Annotated in this window: 13 protein-coding genes; 4 read left to right on the top strand and 9 right to left on the bottom strand. The window is 66.6% G+C overall.

Features of this window, described 5'->3' with window-relative positions:
• The first annotated feature begins 109 nt into the window (after positions 1–109).
• The 3 genes from A7X65_RS38035 to A7X65_RS38025 all read left to right on the top strand — a co-directional run bounded on the left by A7X65_RS38035 (position 110) and on the right by A7X65_RS38025 (position 3,293).
• Positions 110–2,140: a hypothetical protein gene (locus tag A7X65_RS38035; protein ID WP_063694543.1), complete on the top strand. Its 2,031-nt coding sequence runs from the start codon at positions 110–112 to the stop codon at positions 2,138–2,140.
• Between the two features lie 86 nt (positions 2,141–2,226).
• Positions 2,227–2,568 carry a hypothetical protein gene (locus tag A7X65_RS38030; RefSeq protein ID WP_082885200.1) on the top strand — a complete coding sequence of 114 codons (342 nt, stop codon included), beginning with the start codon at positions 2,227–2,229 and terminating at the stop codon, positions 2,566–2,568.
• A gap of 101 nt (positions 2,569–2,669) precedes the next feature.
• On the top strand, positions 2,670–3,293 hold the full coding sequence (locus A7X65_RS38025; RefSeq protein ID WP_063694542.1) for a putative 2OG-Fe(II) oxygenase: 624 nt from the start codon (positions 2,670–2,672) through the stop codon (positions 3,291–3,293).
• 11 nt (positions 3,294–3,304) lie between these two features.
• Here the strand turns inward: A7X65_RS38025 and A7X65_RS38020 are convergent, their stop codons facing one another.
• Positions 3,305–5,854 (bottom strand): spermidine synthase, encoded by a 2,550-nt coding sequence (locus A7X65_RS38020; protein WP_430643947.1) that lies wholly within the window; start codon positions 5,852–5,854, stop codon positions 3,305–3,307.
• A gap of 252 nt (positions 5,855–6,106) precedes the next feature.
• Positions 6,107–8,284, bottom strand: coding sequence for a TonB-dependent receptor (locus A7X65_RS38015; RefSeq protein ID WP_082885213.1), 2,178 nt, complete (start codon positions 8,282–8,284; stop codon positions 6,107–6,109).
• A 329-nt stretch (positions 8,285–8,613) separates the two neighbouring features.
• Between A7X65_RS38015 and A7X65_RS38010 the strand changes: the two genes are divergently transcribed.
• Positions 8,614–9,273 carry a hypothetical protein gene (locus A7X65_RS38010; protein WP_156528432.1) on the top strand — a complete coding sequence of 220 codons (660 nt, stop codon included), beginning with the start codon at positions 8,614–8,616 and terminating at the stop codon, positions 9,271–9,273.
• Positions 9,274–9,443: 170 nt separating this feature from the next.
• Here the strand turns inward: A7X65_RS38010 and A7X65_RS38005 are convergent, their stop codons facing one another.
• Genes A7X65_RS38005 through A7X65_RS37975 form a run of 7 tightly spaced genes read right to left on the bottom strand, consistent with a single transcriptional unit; the run spans position 9,444 to position 16,462 of the window.
• Positions 9,444–10,070 (bottom strand): FMN-dependent NADH-azoreductase, encoded by a 627-nt coding sequence (locus A7X65_RS38005; RefSeq protein ID WP_063694538.1) that lies wholly within the window; start codon positions 10,068–10,070, stop codon positions 9,444–9,446.
• Between the two features lie 3 nt (positions 10,071–10,073).
• Positions 10,074–11,648, bottom strand: coding sequence for an isochorismatase family protein (locus tag A7X65_RS38000; RefSeq protein WP_063694537.1), 1,575 nt, complete (start codon positions 11,646–11,648; stop codon positions 10,074–10,076).
• 20 nt (positions 11,649–11,668) lie between these two features.
• The gene (locus A7X65_RS37995) at positions 11,669–12,517 is read right to left on the bottom strand and encodes an MBL fold metallo-hydrolase (RefSeq protein WP_063694536.1); all 849 of its coding nucleotides are present in this window, start codon (positions 12,515–12,517) and stop codon (positions 11,669–11,671) included.
• Positions 12,518–12,548: 31 nt separating this feature from the next.
• A complete protein-coding gene (locus tag A7X65_RS37990) occupies positions 12,549–13,433 on the bottom strand; it encodes an amidohydrolase family protein (protein WP_063694535.1) in 885 nt (294 codons plus the stop codon).
• Positions 13,430–14,551 (bottom strand): vWA domain-containing protein, encoded by a 1,122-nt coding sequence (locus A7X65_RS37985; RefSeq protein WP_063694534.1) that lies wholly within the window; start codon positions 14,549–14,551, stop codon positions 13,430–13,432. The genes A7X65_RS37990 and A7X65_RS37985 overlap by 4 nt, the downstream gene beginning before the upstream one ends.
• Complete coding sequence (locus tag A7X65_RS37980; protein ID WP_063694533.1) at positions 14,548–15,429, bottom strand: AAA family ATPase; 882 nt, start codon at positions 15,427–15,429, stop codon at positions 14,548–14,550. Before A7X65_RS37980 ends, A7X65_RS37985 begins: the two co-directional genes overlap by 4 nt.
• Before the next feature lie 10 nt (positions 15,430–15,439).
• The gene (locus A7X65_RS37975; protein ID WP_063694532.1) at positions 15,440–16,462 is read right to left on the bottom strand and encodes a xanthine dehydrogenase family protein molybdopterin-binding subunit; all 1,023 of its coding nucleotides are present in this window, start codon (positions 16,460–16,462) and stop codon (positions 15,440–15,442) included.

Below are 16,462 nucleotides of genomic sequence, written 5' to 3'. Positions count from 1 at the left end.
TCGGAACTCTGGTCATGATCGCGCCGCGCAGGGAGTCGCTCACGTCGCTGAGTTCGAATTCCCGGAGTTTCTGTTGTTCGCGATATCTGACTTGAATGAGGGGAGATAGATGTTTCCATCTGGCAAGACGATCCTGTTGACCGCCGCATCGGCATCATTGGCGCTGACTCAGAGCGCGACGGCCGAGGAGTTCGGCCGCGGCGAGCGCCGCGGCAACCCCTATGTTGCCGGTGACATGCACAATCACAACACGTGCACGGACGGTTCGGTCGCAGCCGGCTACACGATCGACCGTGCGGTCGGGCGGGGCACCGCGTCGGCGGGCGGCAACAATTTCGATCTCGACTGGTTCACCCTCGGCAACCACGGCGGTTCCGGCAATCGCGACTGCCGCTTCAGCGACACCAGCGCCAATCTTCCCGGACAGACCACGACGACCTGGAGCCAGACGCTCGGCCAGACCATCGACGGGATCACCATCTCCAGCCTGAAGGGCACCCCGAACGGCTCCGGCACCGGCGCCCAGATGTGGCGCTGGCAGTCGATCCGCGAGGTCGAGTATCCGACCATCGTCAATCGCTCGGCGCAGTACGACAAGGTGCTGATCGAGGGGCTCGAGTGGATCGCGCCCGGCCACGAGCACGTCGACGTCGCCGTCATCACCGGACAGCGCCCGATGCACCGGCGGAAGCCCGGCAACGCGGACAAGATGGCGGAATTCGAATACCGCTTCGACCGCGCCGACACCGACGCGATCGGCCCCACCATCGACGCCGGCGGCAACCAGCTCTGGCCCGGCAAGGACAACGTCAATAACACCGGCACGGCCGGCCATCAGAAGGCGCTGACGGGCGTCAAGTGGCTGCAGGCGAACTATCCGCTGCAATCCTACATCATTCCGACCCACACCGAACGCCAGGGTCCGTTCAGCGCGACCGCCAACAAGGGCTACAACATCGAGCACTTCCGCGACTTCAACAATGCGGGCCCGACGGTTGCGTTCGGCATTGAATCGCCCGGTCACTTCGCCGAAGGCGGCGCCAATGGCGGTTCCGGCTCCTACGGCACCGGCGCGGTTGGCGGCGGCACCTACGGCATGAGCGGCATCTACACCGCCAAGGTCGGCGGCCTCTGGGACGGACTGCTCGGCGAGGGCCGCAACTTCTTCGTGTATGTGAGCTCGGACTGGCACAGCCGCGGCGCCGGCGGTGCACGCGACTCCTTCACCACGGCCGACTTCATTCCCGGCGAGTACACCAAGCTCTATGTTCCGAACGCCGGCCGGTTCTCGTCGCAGCACGTCGTCGACGGCATGCGTTCGGGCAACTCGTACTCGGTCAACGCCGACCTGATCGGTCCGGACATGGTGTTCCGTGCCAAGACGCGCGGCGACGACTGGAAGACCATGGGTGAAACCCTGGTGGTGCGGCCCGGCGAGAAGATCACCGTCGAGATGCAGCTGACCGTCCCGCGCGAGAACAACGCTCCGTACAGCTTCAACAATCCGCTGCTGGTGCCGGTGGGCATCAAGCAGCCGCTCAACAAGCCGTCGCTCGACCACGTCGACCTGATCACCGGTCAGATCACCGGCGTCGTTGCGCCCGATGCGCCCAACTACGCGGTGGCGAATGCCGCGGGCACGGCCGGCGCGTCGATCGTGTACAATCCTTCCGCGACCATTGCCCGCCAGATCCCCGCGACGCAGATGCATCGCGAGCATCGGGGCGATCGTGACGGCGTGCGGCTGACGTTCACGACGACGTTCACCGCGGGCACCAAGCCGTTCTACATCCGTGCGCGTGGAACCAACATTCCGAACGGCACCCCGAACGTGTCGGATACCGCCGGCAATCCGCTGCTGGACGCCAACAACGCGCAGGTCAGCTGCACCGATCCGGCGTGCCCGACGCATCTGGAGACGGTGAACGGCGCCAAGAAGGTGACCCACGACGTTCAGGCCTATTCGAACGTCTGGTTCTATGCCAACCCGATCTTCGTCCGGCCGGAAGGCTCGCCGAAGCTCCTGGTCGAGACCAACGCCGAGCTGGCGCGCCGGCTCGGTCTGCGGGCCGACAACGACCACGATCATGATCACCACGATCATGACGACCACGACGATCATCATCACGACCACCACTGACGTGACGTGAGGCCATCCGGCGGGACGCAGCCTTGCGTCCCGCCGTACTCGTTTTAAGGCGGGCTTCGCGGCCCGGAACGGTTGACATGCATCTGCTTCGTATCGCCATCTGCACATTCGGCCTGCTCGGCGGCCTTGGCTGCGCCATGGCCAGCCCCGGCGCGGCCGCGCCTGCCTCGGAGGAGCCGACGCAGGAGGATTGCGATGTCGCGGTCGCGGAGGCGCGCGCATTGGCGGCGGCCCTGCCGTCCGATCATCTCTCGCGCTATTTCGCCGAACGGCACCTGCATCAGGCGCTGGTCGAAGCCGGCAACGGCGAGTTCGACGAATGCATCGACATGGCCGCGCGTGCCTCGGACGAGGTGCGCGAGCGGCGCCATGAGCTGCTGCCGGGCGAGAAGCTGAAAGTGCTCGGCGCGCACGAATAGCGGGATTGGAGAATTCTGCAGATCCTGCGCGCTGTCATCGCGGTGTCATCTTAGCCCGGGCATTGTCTGCCCGCGTTTCAAGAACAGGGTGACGTTGCGACATGGACCAGATCGAGCCGCTTTTCCCGATTCCACTGCTGCGCTCGCCCGGGCTGCTGCCGCCCGCCTTGAACGAAGCCGCCGTGGCTGCGATCCGGGATACAAGGGTCGAGGGCAATCTGCGTTCGGGCCAGCTCTTCCACACCGAGGTTGCCGATCCCCGCGACAACGAGCTGTTCCGCGAGATCGCCGAGCTTGCCGTGCCCAAGCTCGTCGATTTCGGTGTCCTGCTGTTCGGCGAAAAGCTGCGCTGGACCGTCAAGGAGATGTGGACCAACATGCTCGAGACCGGCGGAAACCAGACGCTGCATTCCCATGCCAACAGCTTCGTCTCCGGCATCATCTATCTGACGCCCTCGCATCCGGCCTGCAAGACGGTCTTCGTGCGGCCGCCCGGCGGCTTCGACTTCTCCTTCCGCCACCACACGCGCGAAGCTGCGATCGGCCCCTTCAACGCGGGCAAATATGCCCTGCCGGAGGCCGAGTCGGGCGATCTCGTGCTGTTTCCAAGTTACCTCTACCATGAGGTGCCCCGGAATCAGGGCGGGCAGAGGATCACGATCGCCTTCAACGCGATCCCCGATCATCTCGACTGCTGGGGCTATCGGATCAATTTCGCACCGTAAGTCCTGGCGGATCACTCGTTCCGCAAGCCGAACTCGCGCAGCAGCAGCTCGCGCGCCTCGGGCCTCGCGGGCGCGGCCTCGTTGATCCTGCGCAGCAGGCGCGCGGCGGCCGCGCGGTCCGAGCCGAGCAGGGATCTCGCCATCCCCATCAGCGGCCCGTAGGCCGGATCGAATTCGGGGCTCAGGCGAAGCGCATCGATGAGACCGGGGGAGGCGGCTTCAATCAGAGCGGCGCCGCGCGGATCGCCGGGCAGCGACGCGCCGGCCTCGAGAAAGCGGCTGCGCGCACGCCAATAGGCGTCGAGGCGCGCGGAGAGCGCGTCGCGCCCGCCGACGCCGGCCAGCAGTTCGTTCGCATCCGGTTCAATCTCCTTCGTGACGGCAAGCAGGAGCGACCAGGGCGCTGCCCGGAGCGCACGAACATTCCGCCGCGCATCGAACGTCACGAACGGATAGTCGTCGGTGTTGCGCGGGCCTTGGCCGGCGAAGGCGGCGAGGGCGCGCGGGCCTCCGACATATTGCCCGAGCAGGTCGATCGGCGCTTCGAATCCGAGCGGCCGTACCGCCTTTGCGGTCGCTGGGTCGTGCAGCCGCGCGTCCAGCGCGTCGATATCGAGATGGCCGCCGTCGCGCGTTCCAATCAGCGCGAGCATCGGGGTGCGGACGCTGTAGTGATTGAGCCAGGCCGCGCCGTCGGGATAGATTTCGAGAAAGCCGCGGATGATGGCGCGCAGCGAGGGCATGTCGAGCTGGTAGAGCGGCAGCCATTGGCAAAAGATACCGCCAGGCGCCAGCCTGCGTTTCACGGCCTGGAAATGTTCCACCGTATAGAGCGCGCCGCTGCCGTCGAGCGCGGGGTGAAACAGGTCGGCGATGATCACGTCGTGCTGGCCGGTATCCGCGGCGACGTAGCGGCGGGCATCCGCGACGGTCAGGCGTGGCACCGACACCGCATGCGGATCGACGAACCAGGGCAGCAAGTCCACCACTTCCCGCGAGAGCTCGACGCCGTGAACACTGACGCCGGGCATCTGGGTTCCGCCAATCATGGTGGCGCCGGTGCCGATGCCGAGGAACACAGCGCTGTGCGGCGCTCTGTGAAGCAACAGCGGCAGCATCGCCTGCCGATAGTCGGATCGCGTCGAGCTGGTCCCGCCCATGCGGAAATGCCCGTTGACCTCGAGGTACCGCGTACCTGCTGCGTCGTCGACGACGCTCGCGGTCGCCATCGGTCCTTCACGAACCGCCAGCAGTGCGCCACCCGATGGCACTCGCGTCAACGATGGCGCCGGATTGAGCCACAGCATGAGTGCGCAGGTCGCGGGTGCAGCGGACCACAGCAATGCGGATCGGCTGGGCGGCAAAAGCAGCAGATAGCCTGCGGCGACGGCAAGCAGCGCCGTCCAGGCACCAAGGGCCGGGATCAGGAATTGCGCCGCCACCAGCGGTGCGATGCAGGCGCCGAGACTGTTGATGCCGACCGCCGATCCGACCGAGCCGCGCTGATCGCTCACCCGCTGCGCCAGCAGGCCGAACAGCGCGCCCATTGCGGTTGCCGGGACGAGGAAGAGGGCGATCGCCACCGCCAGTTCGCCGAGCACATCCGCAGCCGATGCGATCTCGACCAGCCGGCCGGCAAAGGGCGCAAGCGCAGCAGTCGTGATGCAGGCGAATGCTGCTCCGGCGAGCAGGCCGCGCAGATTGCCATCGTTGGCATCGCGGCCGGTCCGCTGCCAGAGCAAGCCGCCGGCGGCAGTGCCGAGCAGATACGCAGCCAGCAACCCTGCAAAGGTGTAGACGGTATCCTCCATCACCTGCGCGGCAAGCCGGACCACGAGGACCTCGAAGGTGATTCCGAGCAGTCCCGTGGCGAACAGGGTGATCGTCAGCCGCAGGTCGCGAAGTCGTTCGGGCCGCTTCTGTTCGACATCGGCCTTGCCGGCTGCGGGTCCAAGCGCAAGCGTGGCCAAGGCACAGAGCGCGTTGACGCCGGCAAGGCAGAGCAATGTTCCCGAAAATCCGAGCGCCGGGATCAGGAGGAATGTTGAGGCGAGCGTGCCCGCCAGAGCTCCGGCCGTGTTCGCCCCATACACGCCTGCCGTGACGCGCGCCTCGCCGCGCGCATGACGCATCATCCGCTCCAGCGCGGCGAGGGTTCCGCCCATCGCCATCGTTGCCGGGAGCAGCACGAGTGTCGGCAGCGCGAGGCTCCCGGCCCACAGCAGGACCGGCGAGGGTTCGGTGCCGAGCAGAGGCGGCAAGGCCCGCCCGGCCGCGGGCAGCAGCCAGACGCTGGTCAGGCCCCAAACCGCGATGACGGCTTCAAGGATGGCATAGACACGCCATGGCGATGCCGATCGGCGGATCAGCCCGTCGAGTGCGAACGCGCCGAGGGCCAGACCGCCGAAAAAACCGGCGATGACGCCGAGCACCGCCATCATCTCGGTGCCCAGCGCAAGGCTCAGCTGCCGCGTCCACACGATCTCGTAGCCGAGGCCTGCAAAGCCCGATGCCGTCACGATGGGAACGAGCGCCCGGGAACGCGCAAACGGTCCACGCATCGCGGCGGTCTCGCCCTGCTGCGCCGTGCGCGCGAACCGCTCAGCCGAGGCGATCATGGTGATGTCCGGCTCAGATTGCATTCCCCTCACTCCTGCCTCGAACGCGACCGCTGGGCGGTCGGAGCCGGGGTCTTGCGTCAGCCGAACTCGTGCTCTCGGTTCATCAAAGCATCCGCTCTATGTCAGATTTTTTGGAGATTTATGACGGTCGGCAGCCGCCATGTATCGACGCAGCCGCAAGCTTGCAACCGATCAGAATTTCGCCGCGACCGTCAGCCGGACCGCAAGCGGCTCGGCGGGATGGACGTGACGATCCGCAACACCCTCGATGGGCTCGCCCGGCAGCCGCGACAAATAATAGTATTCGATCTGGTTGGTCTGGGTGTTGAAGAGGTTGAGCACGTCGAGCTGCACCCGAACGCCGTTGTCGAACCTGTAGCCGGCGCGTGCATTGAAGATCAGCGACGACTGCGAACGGACGCTGTTGTCCTCGATCAGGGGGCGCGGACCGAAATAACGTGCCTTCAGTGCACCGAACCAGCCGGTGTCGCCGCCAAGCGTGATCGCGCTGCTGGCCACCCACGCCGGTGTGCCAGGGATGCGGGACCCGGCGGGATCGAAATCGGTGAAGCGTGCGTGGGTCTGGGCAACGTCGAGATCGACCATCAACCACGGCAGCGGCTTGTACTGGTTCGTCCACTCGATGCCGACGCGGCGGCTCGGCCGGCTCGGCTCGGTGGTGCCTGCGTCCCCGACGAACAGCAGCTCCGAGTCGAAGTCGAGCACAAAGACCGCGAGCGAGCTGGTGAGGCCCTCGATCGGTTTGGTGCGGATGCCGAGCTCGGCGCCGCGCGAGCGCACCAGCAGCGGCACGCGCTCGAGCGGCGTCACCTTGTCGTTGGGGTCGACGGTGATCGTCGCGCCGCGGATGTCGTTGCTGTGCAGGCCGTAGCCGGCATTGGCGTAGAACTCGGTCCTGTACCAGGGGCCGAGTACGAGGCCGGCCTTAGGGCTCACCATCGACGCCTGTGCATTGCCCGAATTCTGCGGCGTGTCGCTGAACACGTGTCCGTGAAAGACATCTTCGCGGATGCCGGCGCTGGTGCGCAGCCAGTCGGTCCAGCGCGTGGTCGTGTCGGTCCAGAGGCCGATATTGCCCTCCTGCACGCGGTCGTCGCGCACCGTCGAGAGCCAACTGCGCTGCTCCGTCTTGAACAGGCCGACATGAATGTCGTCATAGCGGCTCTGCACGCCGACGCGGGTTTGCGATTCGAAGCCGGCAAAGCGCCAGTCGAACGCATGCCGTGCATCGATGCCACCGAAGCTGCGGCGGTCGAGCTGGCTGAACTGGTCGCCATTGACGGGGTTGTCGAGAAAGTAGGTGAAATCGTTGAAGAGCAGCAGGTCGGAGCGCACGACATAGGCCCGGACATTGGTTTGTCCGTACTCGCCCGACTGTGCCCAGCTGCCGGACAGGCTGAACCGGCTGGAGGTGCCGCCGTCGGTCGGATTGAGCGTGCCGAGCCGATCGATCAGGCCCTTGTCGATCGCGCGCTGGGCAACCTGGTCGGTGGAATTCCAGCCATTGGAATAGGCCATCGCCGTCAGCGTCAGGCCGTCGGTCGCCGTGCCCTGACTGTAGCGCAGCACGCCGTTCAGCTTGCGGATGTCGTCCGGCACTTGCCACGGGCCATCATATTTGGTGGCCTCGAACGCCGTCAGCAGCGTGCCGGCGCCGACGGCGTTCGACGCTGCCGCCAGGGCGCGGCCATAGCCGAAGCTGCCGAAGGTCAGCTCCGCGATGTTGTGCGGCAGCTTGTTGACATAGTCGATCGCCACGGCGCCGGCGGAGGCGAAATCGCCCTGGTCGGCGAAATACGGTCCCTTGCGCACATCGATCGACTGGATCAGCTCGGGGATCAGGAAATTGATGTCGGCGTAGCCTTGCCCATGGCCGTGGGTCGGCATGTTGACGGGCATGCCGTCGACGCTAATCGCGAGATCAGTGCCGTGATCGAGGTTGAAACCGCGCAGGAAGTATTGATTGGCTTTGCCTTCGCCGGAGTGCTGCGTGACGATCAGGCCGGGCACCGCCTCCAGCGCTTCACCTGGCCGCGAAAACGGGACGGCGTTGACCTCCTTGCCGCTGATGCGAATGGCGCTGGCGGAAGTGGGCTGCAGAGCCGTCGTGCCGGCGGGCGCAGCACCGGCGGTGCCGCCGCCCTCGGTCGAATTGTCCGTGCGGGCGTCGGTCGGATGATTGCGCGCGCCCGCATTTTTCGGCGGCTTCTTCCGGGCGAGACGTTTCGGATGCTGCTCCACCTCGGCTGCCACGGTGACCGGCGGAAGTTCGGCGGCCGCGACAGCGCTGCGCTCCTGGGCCGCAGCAGGCAAAGCGCACAGGGCTGACGATGCCGCGGCCGAAAACATCCGCAACAAGGACCCACGCACCGCCACGCCTCCGCACTCCAACCATTCCAGCAGCGCCACGCTCTAGCAGGCGAGTATGACGATGTAGCAACAATGTCATACTGGGGCGCGCAGCGGGTGTCGAGGTGCGGCATGACGCGGCCGCAACAGGCAGGGGAAACATCGGGGGAAGTGACGGATGTTTCGCACGAGTGTCACATCGGCGGCCGATAAGCCTTGCTCCTTTCGGTGCTCAGTGCTGGCGAGCCGCTCGTCCTGCCTCTGCTGGCCGCCGGCCTCCTGGACTGAGATTCTTGCACGTTGCTTTCGACAGGCCGATGACTGGGACCATGAGAGGGCACAAGGCGGCGCGGCGCATTTCGGTGGGGTTCGCGCTCGTGCTGGCGCCTCTGCTCGACGCTTTCGCCGCGACCTCCGCACTGCCGGCGGATTTTTCCGATGTCGACGTCCCCGGCTTCACCGGGGTGACCTCCAGCCTCGGGGAGTCTCCCGTGGCGTTGGCGCCGGTCGTTTCCGCGGCTCCGTCGCGCTCGGCGGTCGGTCGGGAGGCAATGCGCGGCAATCCGCTCTGGGCCGTCCCGCTCGCGGCCCTGTCGGACACGAACGAACGGCCGATCTTCTCGGCCTCGCGGCGGCCGCCGTCGCCTCCTGCGATGTCGGGGCCTGTCGCGAACGTGCCGGCGCCGTCGCCCGGACCTCCGCCCGCCGAATTGCGGCTTGTGCTGGTCGGAACCGTCGTCGGCGGCGATCAGAGCGTCGGCATTTTCGTCGACGAGACCAGCAAGGCCGCGCTGCGCTTGAAGCTCGACGGCGACTACCAGGGCTGGCGGCTCAGCTCGGTGCACCAGCGCGAGGTGACGATGGTGCACGGTGAGCTGACCGAGACGCTGACATTCCCGAAATCAGGCGGAGTCGTGCCCGCGACGGGATCTGCAGTTGCGGAAAGCGCGGTGCAGCGCGGCAGCTCGCACACCGCGCAGTATGACTGAACGCGCCCATTCCAGCCGGCGACTGCCGCATGTTTTGCCCGACGTGTCAAACGCCCCCGTGTGCGTGTGCAAGCCGTTGATTCCGCTATCATCGTCTACTGTGCATGGGGTTGTTTTCGAAGTTTTGCTTTGGAGCTCCCGGCCGTCTCGATTGGCGGCACACGCGCCAGTTAGAAGGCCGCGCCCATGGCCGCGAGGCGTTGATAGGTTCTTTCACGGGCGGCGTCGATCGGTTGCTGCGGTCCTGTGGTTGGCCCGATCGGCACGAAGCGGACATCGTTGATGCCGATGAAGCGCAGGATTTCGCGCAGATAGGGCGTTGCCATGTCGATGCGGCCGCGGTTCATGCCGGTGGCGAAGTCGCTGCCGCTGGCAAGGATCACCAGCGTCGGCCGGTCCTTCAGCAGCGGGAAATAGCCTTGCGACGGATCGAACCGGAAGGTGAGCCCGGGCTGGACGATGATGTCGAACCACTGCTTGAGCTTGTAGGGAATGCCGAAGTTCCACATCGGCGTCGAGATCAGCACGCGGTCGGCGAGCGAGAAACGCATCGCCATGCGCTCGGCCTCCGCAAAGCTGTCGCGCTGCGCCTCGGTGAAGGCCTGAGCCTTCATGCGCGCGTACTTGGCCTCGACGATGGGGCCGGTGAACTCCGGCATGCGTTCGTGCCAGATGTCGACGACATCGATGTCCCAATCCGGCCGGGCCTCGCGGAAGCGATCAAGGAAGACGCGCGCGCCGGCCGTCGACCAGGACTCGGCGCGGGGCGAGCAGGACAGATGCAGAAGCTTTGCCACAGCTCATCCCAGCGCTCTGATGACGGTATCGGCCCTGGTCACGACCGCGACGTTCTGCATGGCGAAATTGATCGAGGCATTGTGCCAGTCGGCATTCATGGTCGAGCAGCAGTCTTCGGGCACGATCATGAAATAGCCCTTGTCGGCGCCGGTGCGCGCGGTGTGCTCGACCGACATGTTGGTCCAGGCGCCCGTGTTGATGATCATGTCGCGGCCGGTCGCCTTCAGGATCGTCTCCAGCCGCGTGCCTTCCCAGGCGCTCATCCGCATCTTCTCGACGACAAAGTCGCCGGGCCGTGGTTCGAGGCCCGAGACCGGCGCCGCGCCCCAGCTGCCGCGCACCATCGCCTTGCTGTCGACGAGACCTTCGAACAGCGGTGCGTTCAGTGTGACACCGGGCGCGCCGGGCTCGACCACGAACCAGACATGGATGATGGCGACGCCGCGCGCACGTGCTGCTTCCGCGAGGCGCCGGACATTCTCGACCACATGCTGCTGCTTCGCATGATCTGGCGCGCCCGACTCCGCGAACGCGCCGCCGTCCATGATGACGTCGTTCTGGAGATCCTGGATGATCATGGCGCAACGCTGCGGATCGAGCCGCAGCTCGCCCTCGGCGAGGACGGGCGAGGCCGGTGACGAACTCGGACCCGCTCCGCCGCCGGCACGCCGGCCGCTCATATAGGGCTCGTGGCGCGGACCGACCTTGGTCGGGATCGCGTAGACCGAACGGGTCGAGGTGAGATAGAGCGTGCGGAAATCCGGCCCGCCCCAGGCGAGGTTGGCAACCAGCTCCGGCACGCGCACCTTGCCGAGCAGCTCGCCGCGCGGCGAATAGACCCAGACGCCGCCGGGCGCGGTGACCCAGACATTGCCGTGCTGATCGCACTTCATGCCGTCGGGCAGGCCCGGCTCTAGCTCGGACTTGATGCCGCTCGCAAACACCCGCGCGTTCGACAGCGTGCCGTCGCCGTTGACGTCGAACACGCGGATCACGGCCTGCACGGTGTCGTTGACATAGAGCAGCTTCTCGTCCGGCGAGAAGCACAGTCCGTTCGGCTGATCGAACAGGTGTCGCTCGACCACGAGTCGCGGCTCGCCGCCGGGCACGACGCGGTAGACGCCCTGGAATCCGAGCTGGCGCGGCCGCTCGACGCCGTAGACCGGCATTCGCCCGTACCAGGGGTCGGAGAAATAGATCGCGCCGGAGGAGTGCACGCAGACGTCGTTCGGGCTGTTGAGCTCCTGTCCCCCGAAATGCGAAGCGAGCACCTCGCGCCGGCCGTCCGGGCGTTCGCGGACCAGCGACGAGGTCGCGTGCTCGCAGACGATCAGGTTGAGCTCGGCGTCATAGGTCATGCCGTTGCATTTGTTCGACGGGCGCTTGACCTCGACGACGCCGCGCCGCGCATCCCAGCGCCGGCGCACGTCGCCGGGCATGTCCGAGAACAGCAGGTAGTGATCGACCGGATGCCAGATCGGCCCTTCCGTGAAATCGAAGCCGGTGCCGATCTGCGCGACCGGCGCGTAAGGGTCGATCAGGTTCTCGAATTCGCTTCGCAGCGTGACGTGCGTCATTGGTCTATCCCAAGATCATCTCAGGCCGGGAACCAGTTGCGCTGGGGCAGGGACTGCACGATCGGTCCGGGGACCTGGTCGTGCAGGCGCCCCACGACATTGCCGCCTTCGATCTTGGCGGGCCGGTCGTGGACCGGAAGCAGGTAGCGCGAATTGCTGAGGAGCTTCTTGATCGCGGCCTTTTCCGCACGCTTGCTGGTGCCGTGATTGCCGGTGGTGCGCGGCTCCCAATCGTGGATCTCGTGGAAGGGCGTGACGATCTGATCGTTGAAGTCGTAGATCACGTCGCCGCAGATGGTTGCGATGCCATCGGCGGTGTGGACGATGATGTTCATCGATCCCTCGGTGTGGGCGTTGGCGGCATCGCAATAGACGCCGGGCATCAGCTCGATCGGGCCGGTGATCTCGAGGTCGAGGAAACGCAGCGCGCTCTTGGTGTGCAGGCGGTCGATCAGGTGCTTGATGTCGGGCGCCGGATATTGTGGATGCATCAGGCCGGAGACGGAGTATTCGAGCTCCTTGCGATTGACGACGACGGTCGTGTTCATCGGGAACAGGTCGTCCTTGCCGGCATGGTCGATGTGCAGATGGGTGTGGCAGACGAAGCGGACGTCGCCCATGCGGACGCCGTGGCGCGCGAGCTGGTTCTCGATCATGTGCTCGTGGTACTGCAGCCCCCGCATGCCCAGCGTCTCCATGATCTGGTTGGAGCGGTAGCCGGTGTCGACCACGACAGGGTAGGGGCCGCCGAGGATCAGGAAGCCGAGCGTGAGGACGCGGCGGGTGCGGCCGCAGTCGCGGCCGAGCACCAGGAAGCTCGATTCCAGCTCGATATCGCCATAGTCCAGGATCTTGATCTCCAGCGCCATTCTTTGCCCTCCCTGTGCCGTTTCCTGTCTGTCAAAGCCGGTAGACGCGTGTCGCCGTGGTCCTGAAGATCGCGTCCTGCTGTTCCGCACTGAACGGGGCGACGGCGGCGCGAAAGGCATCGACGAGCTCGCGATAGCTGGTCCACAATTTCTCGATCGGGAAATTGGAGCCGAACAGGCAGCGCTCGGCGCCGAAGATCGCGACCGTGTCCGTGAGCACGGCGGCGATATGCGCGGGATCGTTGCGATGGATGAAGGTGCCGAGCCCGGACAGCTTCGAGACCACGTTCGGACAGGTCGCGAGCCGCGCCATCCCGGCGCGCCAGGCCGCGCGGCCCGCCGGCGAGAGATCCTCGAGCATGCCGGCATGCTGGAGGATGAACGTCACCTTGGGACAGGACTCCGCGAGCTGCGCGGCGTCCTGCATCTGCGGCGTGAAGACCTGCAGGTCGAAGCTCCAGCCGTAATCGGCCAGACGTGCGACGTTGCGACGGATCACGGGATCGGCGCAGAGGTCCGGACGAGTCGCAAAGCGGTACAGCGGGTTCTCGTGCCAGTGCAGCTGCATGCGCACGCCACGCACCAGCGGATGGCGCTTGAGGCGATCGAGCTGCGGGCGCACGTCGTCGGCCGCGAAATTGGCGTAGGCGACGATGGCGTGCGGCCAGCCGTACTCTTCGGCCGTCCGCTGTACCCAGGCTGCTTCCTCCTCGAAATGCTCCGCCGCCCAATTGGTCTGCACATAGACGGAGCGGGTGACGCCGGTGCCCTTGAGATCGCCGAGATACTCCTCGATCGGATAATCGCGCCGGATCGGCTCGTACGGTCCGAAGATGCGCGGCTGCATGGGGCCGGTCAGCCAGGGCAGGTCGGCCTGCCGCCAGATGTGATGATGGCCGTCGACAGTACCGTTCACGCAGCTCTCCTTCGTCCCAGTGCCAGCACATGGGCGACGATCGAGGCGCTCGACCCGCCGTCCACGAGATCGTCGACGAAGCGTTCGATCGCGACGAGCGCTTCCGTTTGCGGGCGGAAGCCCGGTCCGGCCGCGAGCGGCGTCAGCCAGCTCAGGCGCCAGGCCCGCCGCGACAGTTTCGCGGCGGCGTCGCGCAGCGCGTCAGGGGCGCCGCGCTCGAGCCCGTCGGACACGACGACCACGGCGGCGCCGCGGGCATAGCCGCCGAACCGCGGGACCGCGAGGAATGCCTGCAGCGCGTCGCCAATGCGGGTGCCGCCGTCCCAGTCGCTGACCAGATGCGCCGCCGCGTTCAGGGCCTGCTCGCGCCGCTTCAGCCGCAGCGCGCGCGTGACACGGGTGAGCCGCGTGCCGAAGGTGAAGACTTCGACATTGGGGGCGGCCTGCACCAGCGCATGCGCAAGCCTCATGTTCTCCTCGGTACGGCTCTTCATCGACCCTGAGACGTCGATCAGCAGCAGGATCTTGCGCGGCCGCTGGCGCCGCTTCATGTGGCCTAGGCGTAAAATCTCTCCGTCGCTGCGGACGGAGTCACGCAAGGTGCGGCGGAGATCGGCAAAGGGACCGCGGCGCGCACGCATGCGGCGGTGGCCGCGCCGTCGCGGCAGGCGGCGCGGGGCCTCGCGTGCCAGGCGGCGCAGCGCATCGGTCGTGGAGAGCTGGGCGAAGCGGCGCTCGACCAGCGCTTCGGTGCGCGTCGCGGTCAGGCCGGATTCGTTGGCATCGTCGGAGAGCAATGGCTCCTCGTCGCCGCGGCCTTCCTCCTGGAGACGGACGGTCTCGTCGTCCTCGCCCTCGTCCGCGTGCTCGATAGCCTCGCTGCCGCGGAAATGAAGGTCGAACAGGCGGTCGAAGGTGGCGTGGCGTTCGGGCGGCGGGGCGAGGGTGGCCAGCGCCGCCTGCCTGATATCCCCGAGGTCGCGCGGTCCGAGCAGGTCGATCGCGGCCAGGAACGAGGTGGTCTGTTCCGGCGCGACGGCAAAGCCGTTGGCACGCAGGAGTGCGACGAAGGAGACAAAGATCCGCGCAGCGCGCGGGAGCTGCAGCTCGGCGCTCATGCGGTCGCCTCCGCGAGCATGGCATCGAGGCGCGGCGCGATGAAGTGCAGGTCCTCCTCGTCCTTCAACGCCACGCCGATGGACCGCTTGAAGGCATCAGGCCAGCGCGCACCGCCCTTGTTGAGCAGTGTCGCGGCCTCGGCCCAGTCGACGGCCTCGGCAATGCCGGGCGCCTTGCTCAACGGCTCGCGTCTCAGCTTCTCGACGGCTGCGACGACGGCGCGGGCCGTGGCTTCGGCGACGCTGGAGGCGCGCATCATGATGATCCGCGCTTCGCGCTCCGCGGTGGGATAGTCGATCCAGTGATAGACGCAGCGGCGCCGCAGCGCCTCGTGCAGATCGCGCGTCCGGTTCGAGGTCAGCACGACGACCGGACGTTCGGCGGCACGCACCGTGCCGCGTTCGGGGATGGAGATCTGGAAGTCAGAGAGGAATTCGAGCAGGAACGCCTCGAACTCCTGATCGGCGCGGTCGATCTCGTCGATCAGCAGCACGGTGGAGTCAGGCGCGCGCAGCGCCGCCAGCATCGGTCGCTCGATCAGGAAGGTCTCGCCATAAATGTCGATGCTGTCGTCGCCGGCCTGGCGGATCGCGAGCATCTGGCGCGGGTAGTTCCATTCGTAGAGTGCCGCGGACGCGTCGATGCCCTCATAGCATTGCAGGCGGATCAACTGCCGGCCGAGCACGGCGGCGATGGCCTTGGCCGCTTCGGTCTTGCCGACGCCCGGCGCGCCTTCCAGGAGCAGCGGCTTGCCGAGCGCGAGGCCGAGATAGGCAGCCGTCGCAAGCCCTTCGTCGGCGAGGTAATAGGCGGCCCGCAGCGCCTTCTCCAGCGCCTCCGGACTGTCGATGCCGACGATGTTGCTGCGAACGGCCACGGCGTCTCCTTCAGCGCCGCGCCTGCGGCCGCGCGCCGCCCTGGCTCTTGATCGCCCGCAGCACCTTTTCCGGCGTGATCGGCAGATCGTCGATGCGCACGCCGACCGCGTTGAAGATCGCGTTCGCAACGGCCGGCAGCACCGGATTGGCGCACATCTCGCCCGGGCCCTTGGCACCGAACGGACCGTCGGGGGCAGGGCGCTCCAGCACGGCAATATCGTGCGGGCAGATGTCGCCGGGACCGGGCATCAGATATTCGACGAAGTCGCGGGGACCGTGAATCGGCTCGGGATAGTACGGCTCCGGCGTCTCGTAGAGCGCGTGGCTGACGCCCATCCAGGCGCCGCCGACAAGCTGCTGCTCGACCAGGCGCGGGTTGAGGGCGCGGCCGAGCTCATAGGCGGAATCCATCCGGACCATCGCAACCTCGCCGGTCTCGTCGTCGACTTCGACCTCGGCGACAAGGCAGGCGTGCGCGTAGCAGGTCGCCGGCGACATCTCGCCAGTTTCAGGGTCGACGTCGGACAGTGGCACAAGGAAGATGCCGCGGCCGGAGATGGTCTTGCCTTGCTTGAACTGCGCGGCGATCGCGACGTCCTTGGTCGAAATCGAGCGGTGCGGCGCGCCCTTGACGTGGATGTTGCCGCGGCCGTCGGTTTCGAGATCGGCGGCGTTGACTTCCAGCTCCTCGGCCGCGGCTTCCATCATCACGCCGCGCGCCTCGCGGGCAGCAGCCATCACGGCGTTACCGACGCGGTGGGTGCCGCGGGAGGCGAACGAGCCCATGCAATGCGGGCCGGTGTCGGAGTCTGCCGTGTCGACATAGACGTCCTCGACAGGCACGCCCAAGGTCTCCGCGCAGATCTGCCGCGTCACCGACTTCATACCCTGGCCGAGATCGATCGACGACAGCGCCACCGTGAACTTGCCGCTCGGGTTGGAATGCACCAGCGCCTGGCTCGGATCACCTCCGAGATTCATGCCGATGGGATAGTTGATCGACGCCATGCCGCGTCCGCGATGCCTGGTCAT

The sequence above is a fragment of the Bradyrhizobium stylosanthis genome, assembly GCF_001641335.1.
Classification (GTDB): domain Bacteria; phylum Pseudomonadota; class Alphaproteobacteria; order Rhizobiales; family Xanthobacteraceae; genus Bradyrhizobium; species Bradyrhizobium stylosanthis.
Note: the sequence above shows the minus strand (reverse complement) of the source record. Positions and strands in the feature narration are given on the sequence as shown.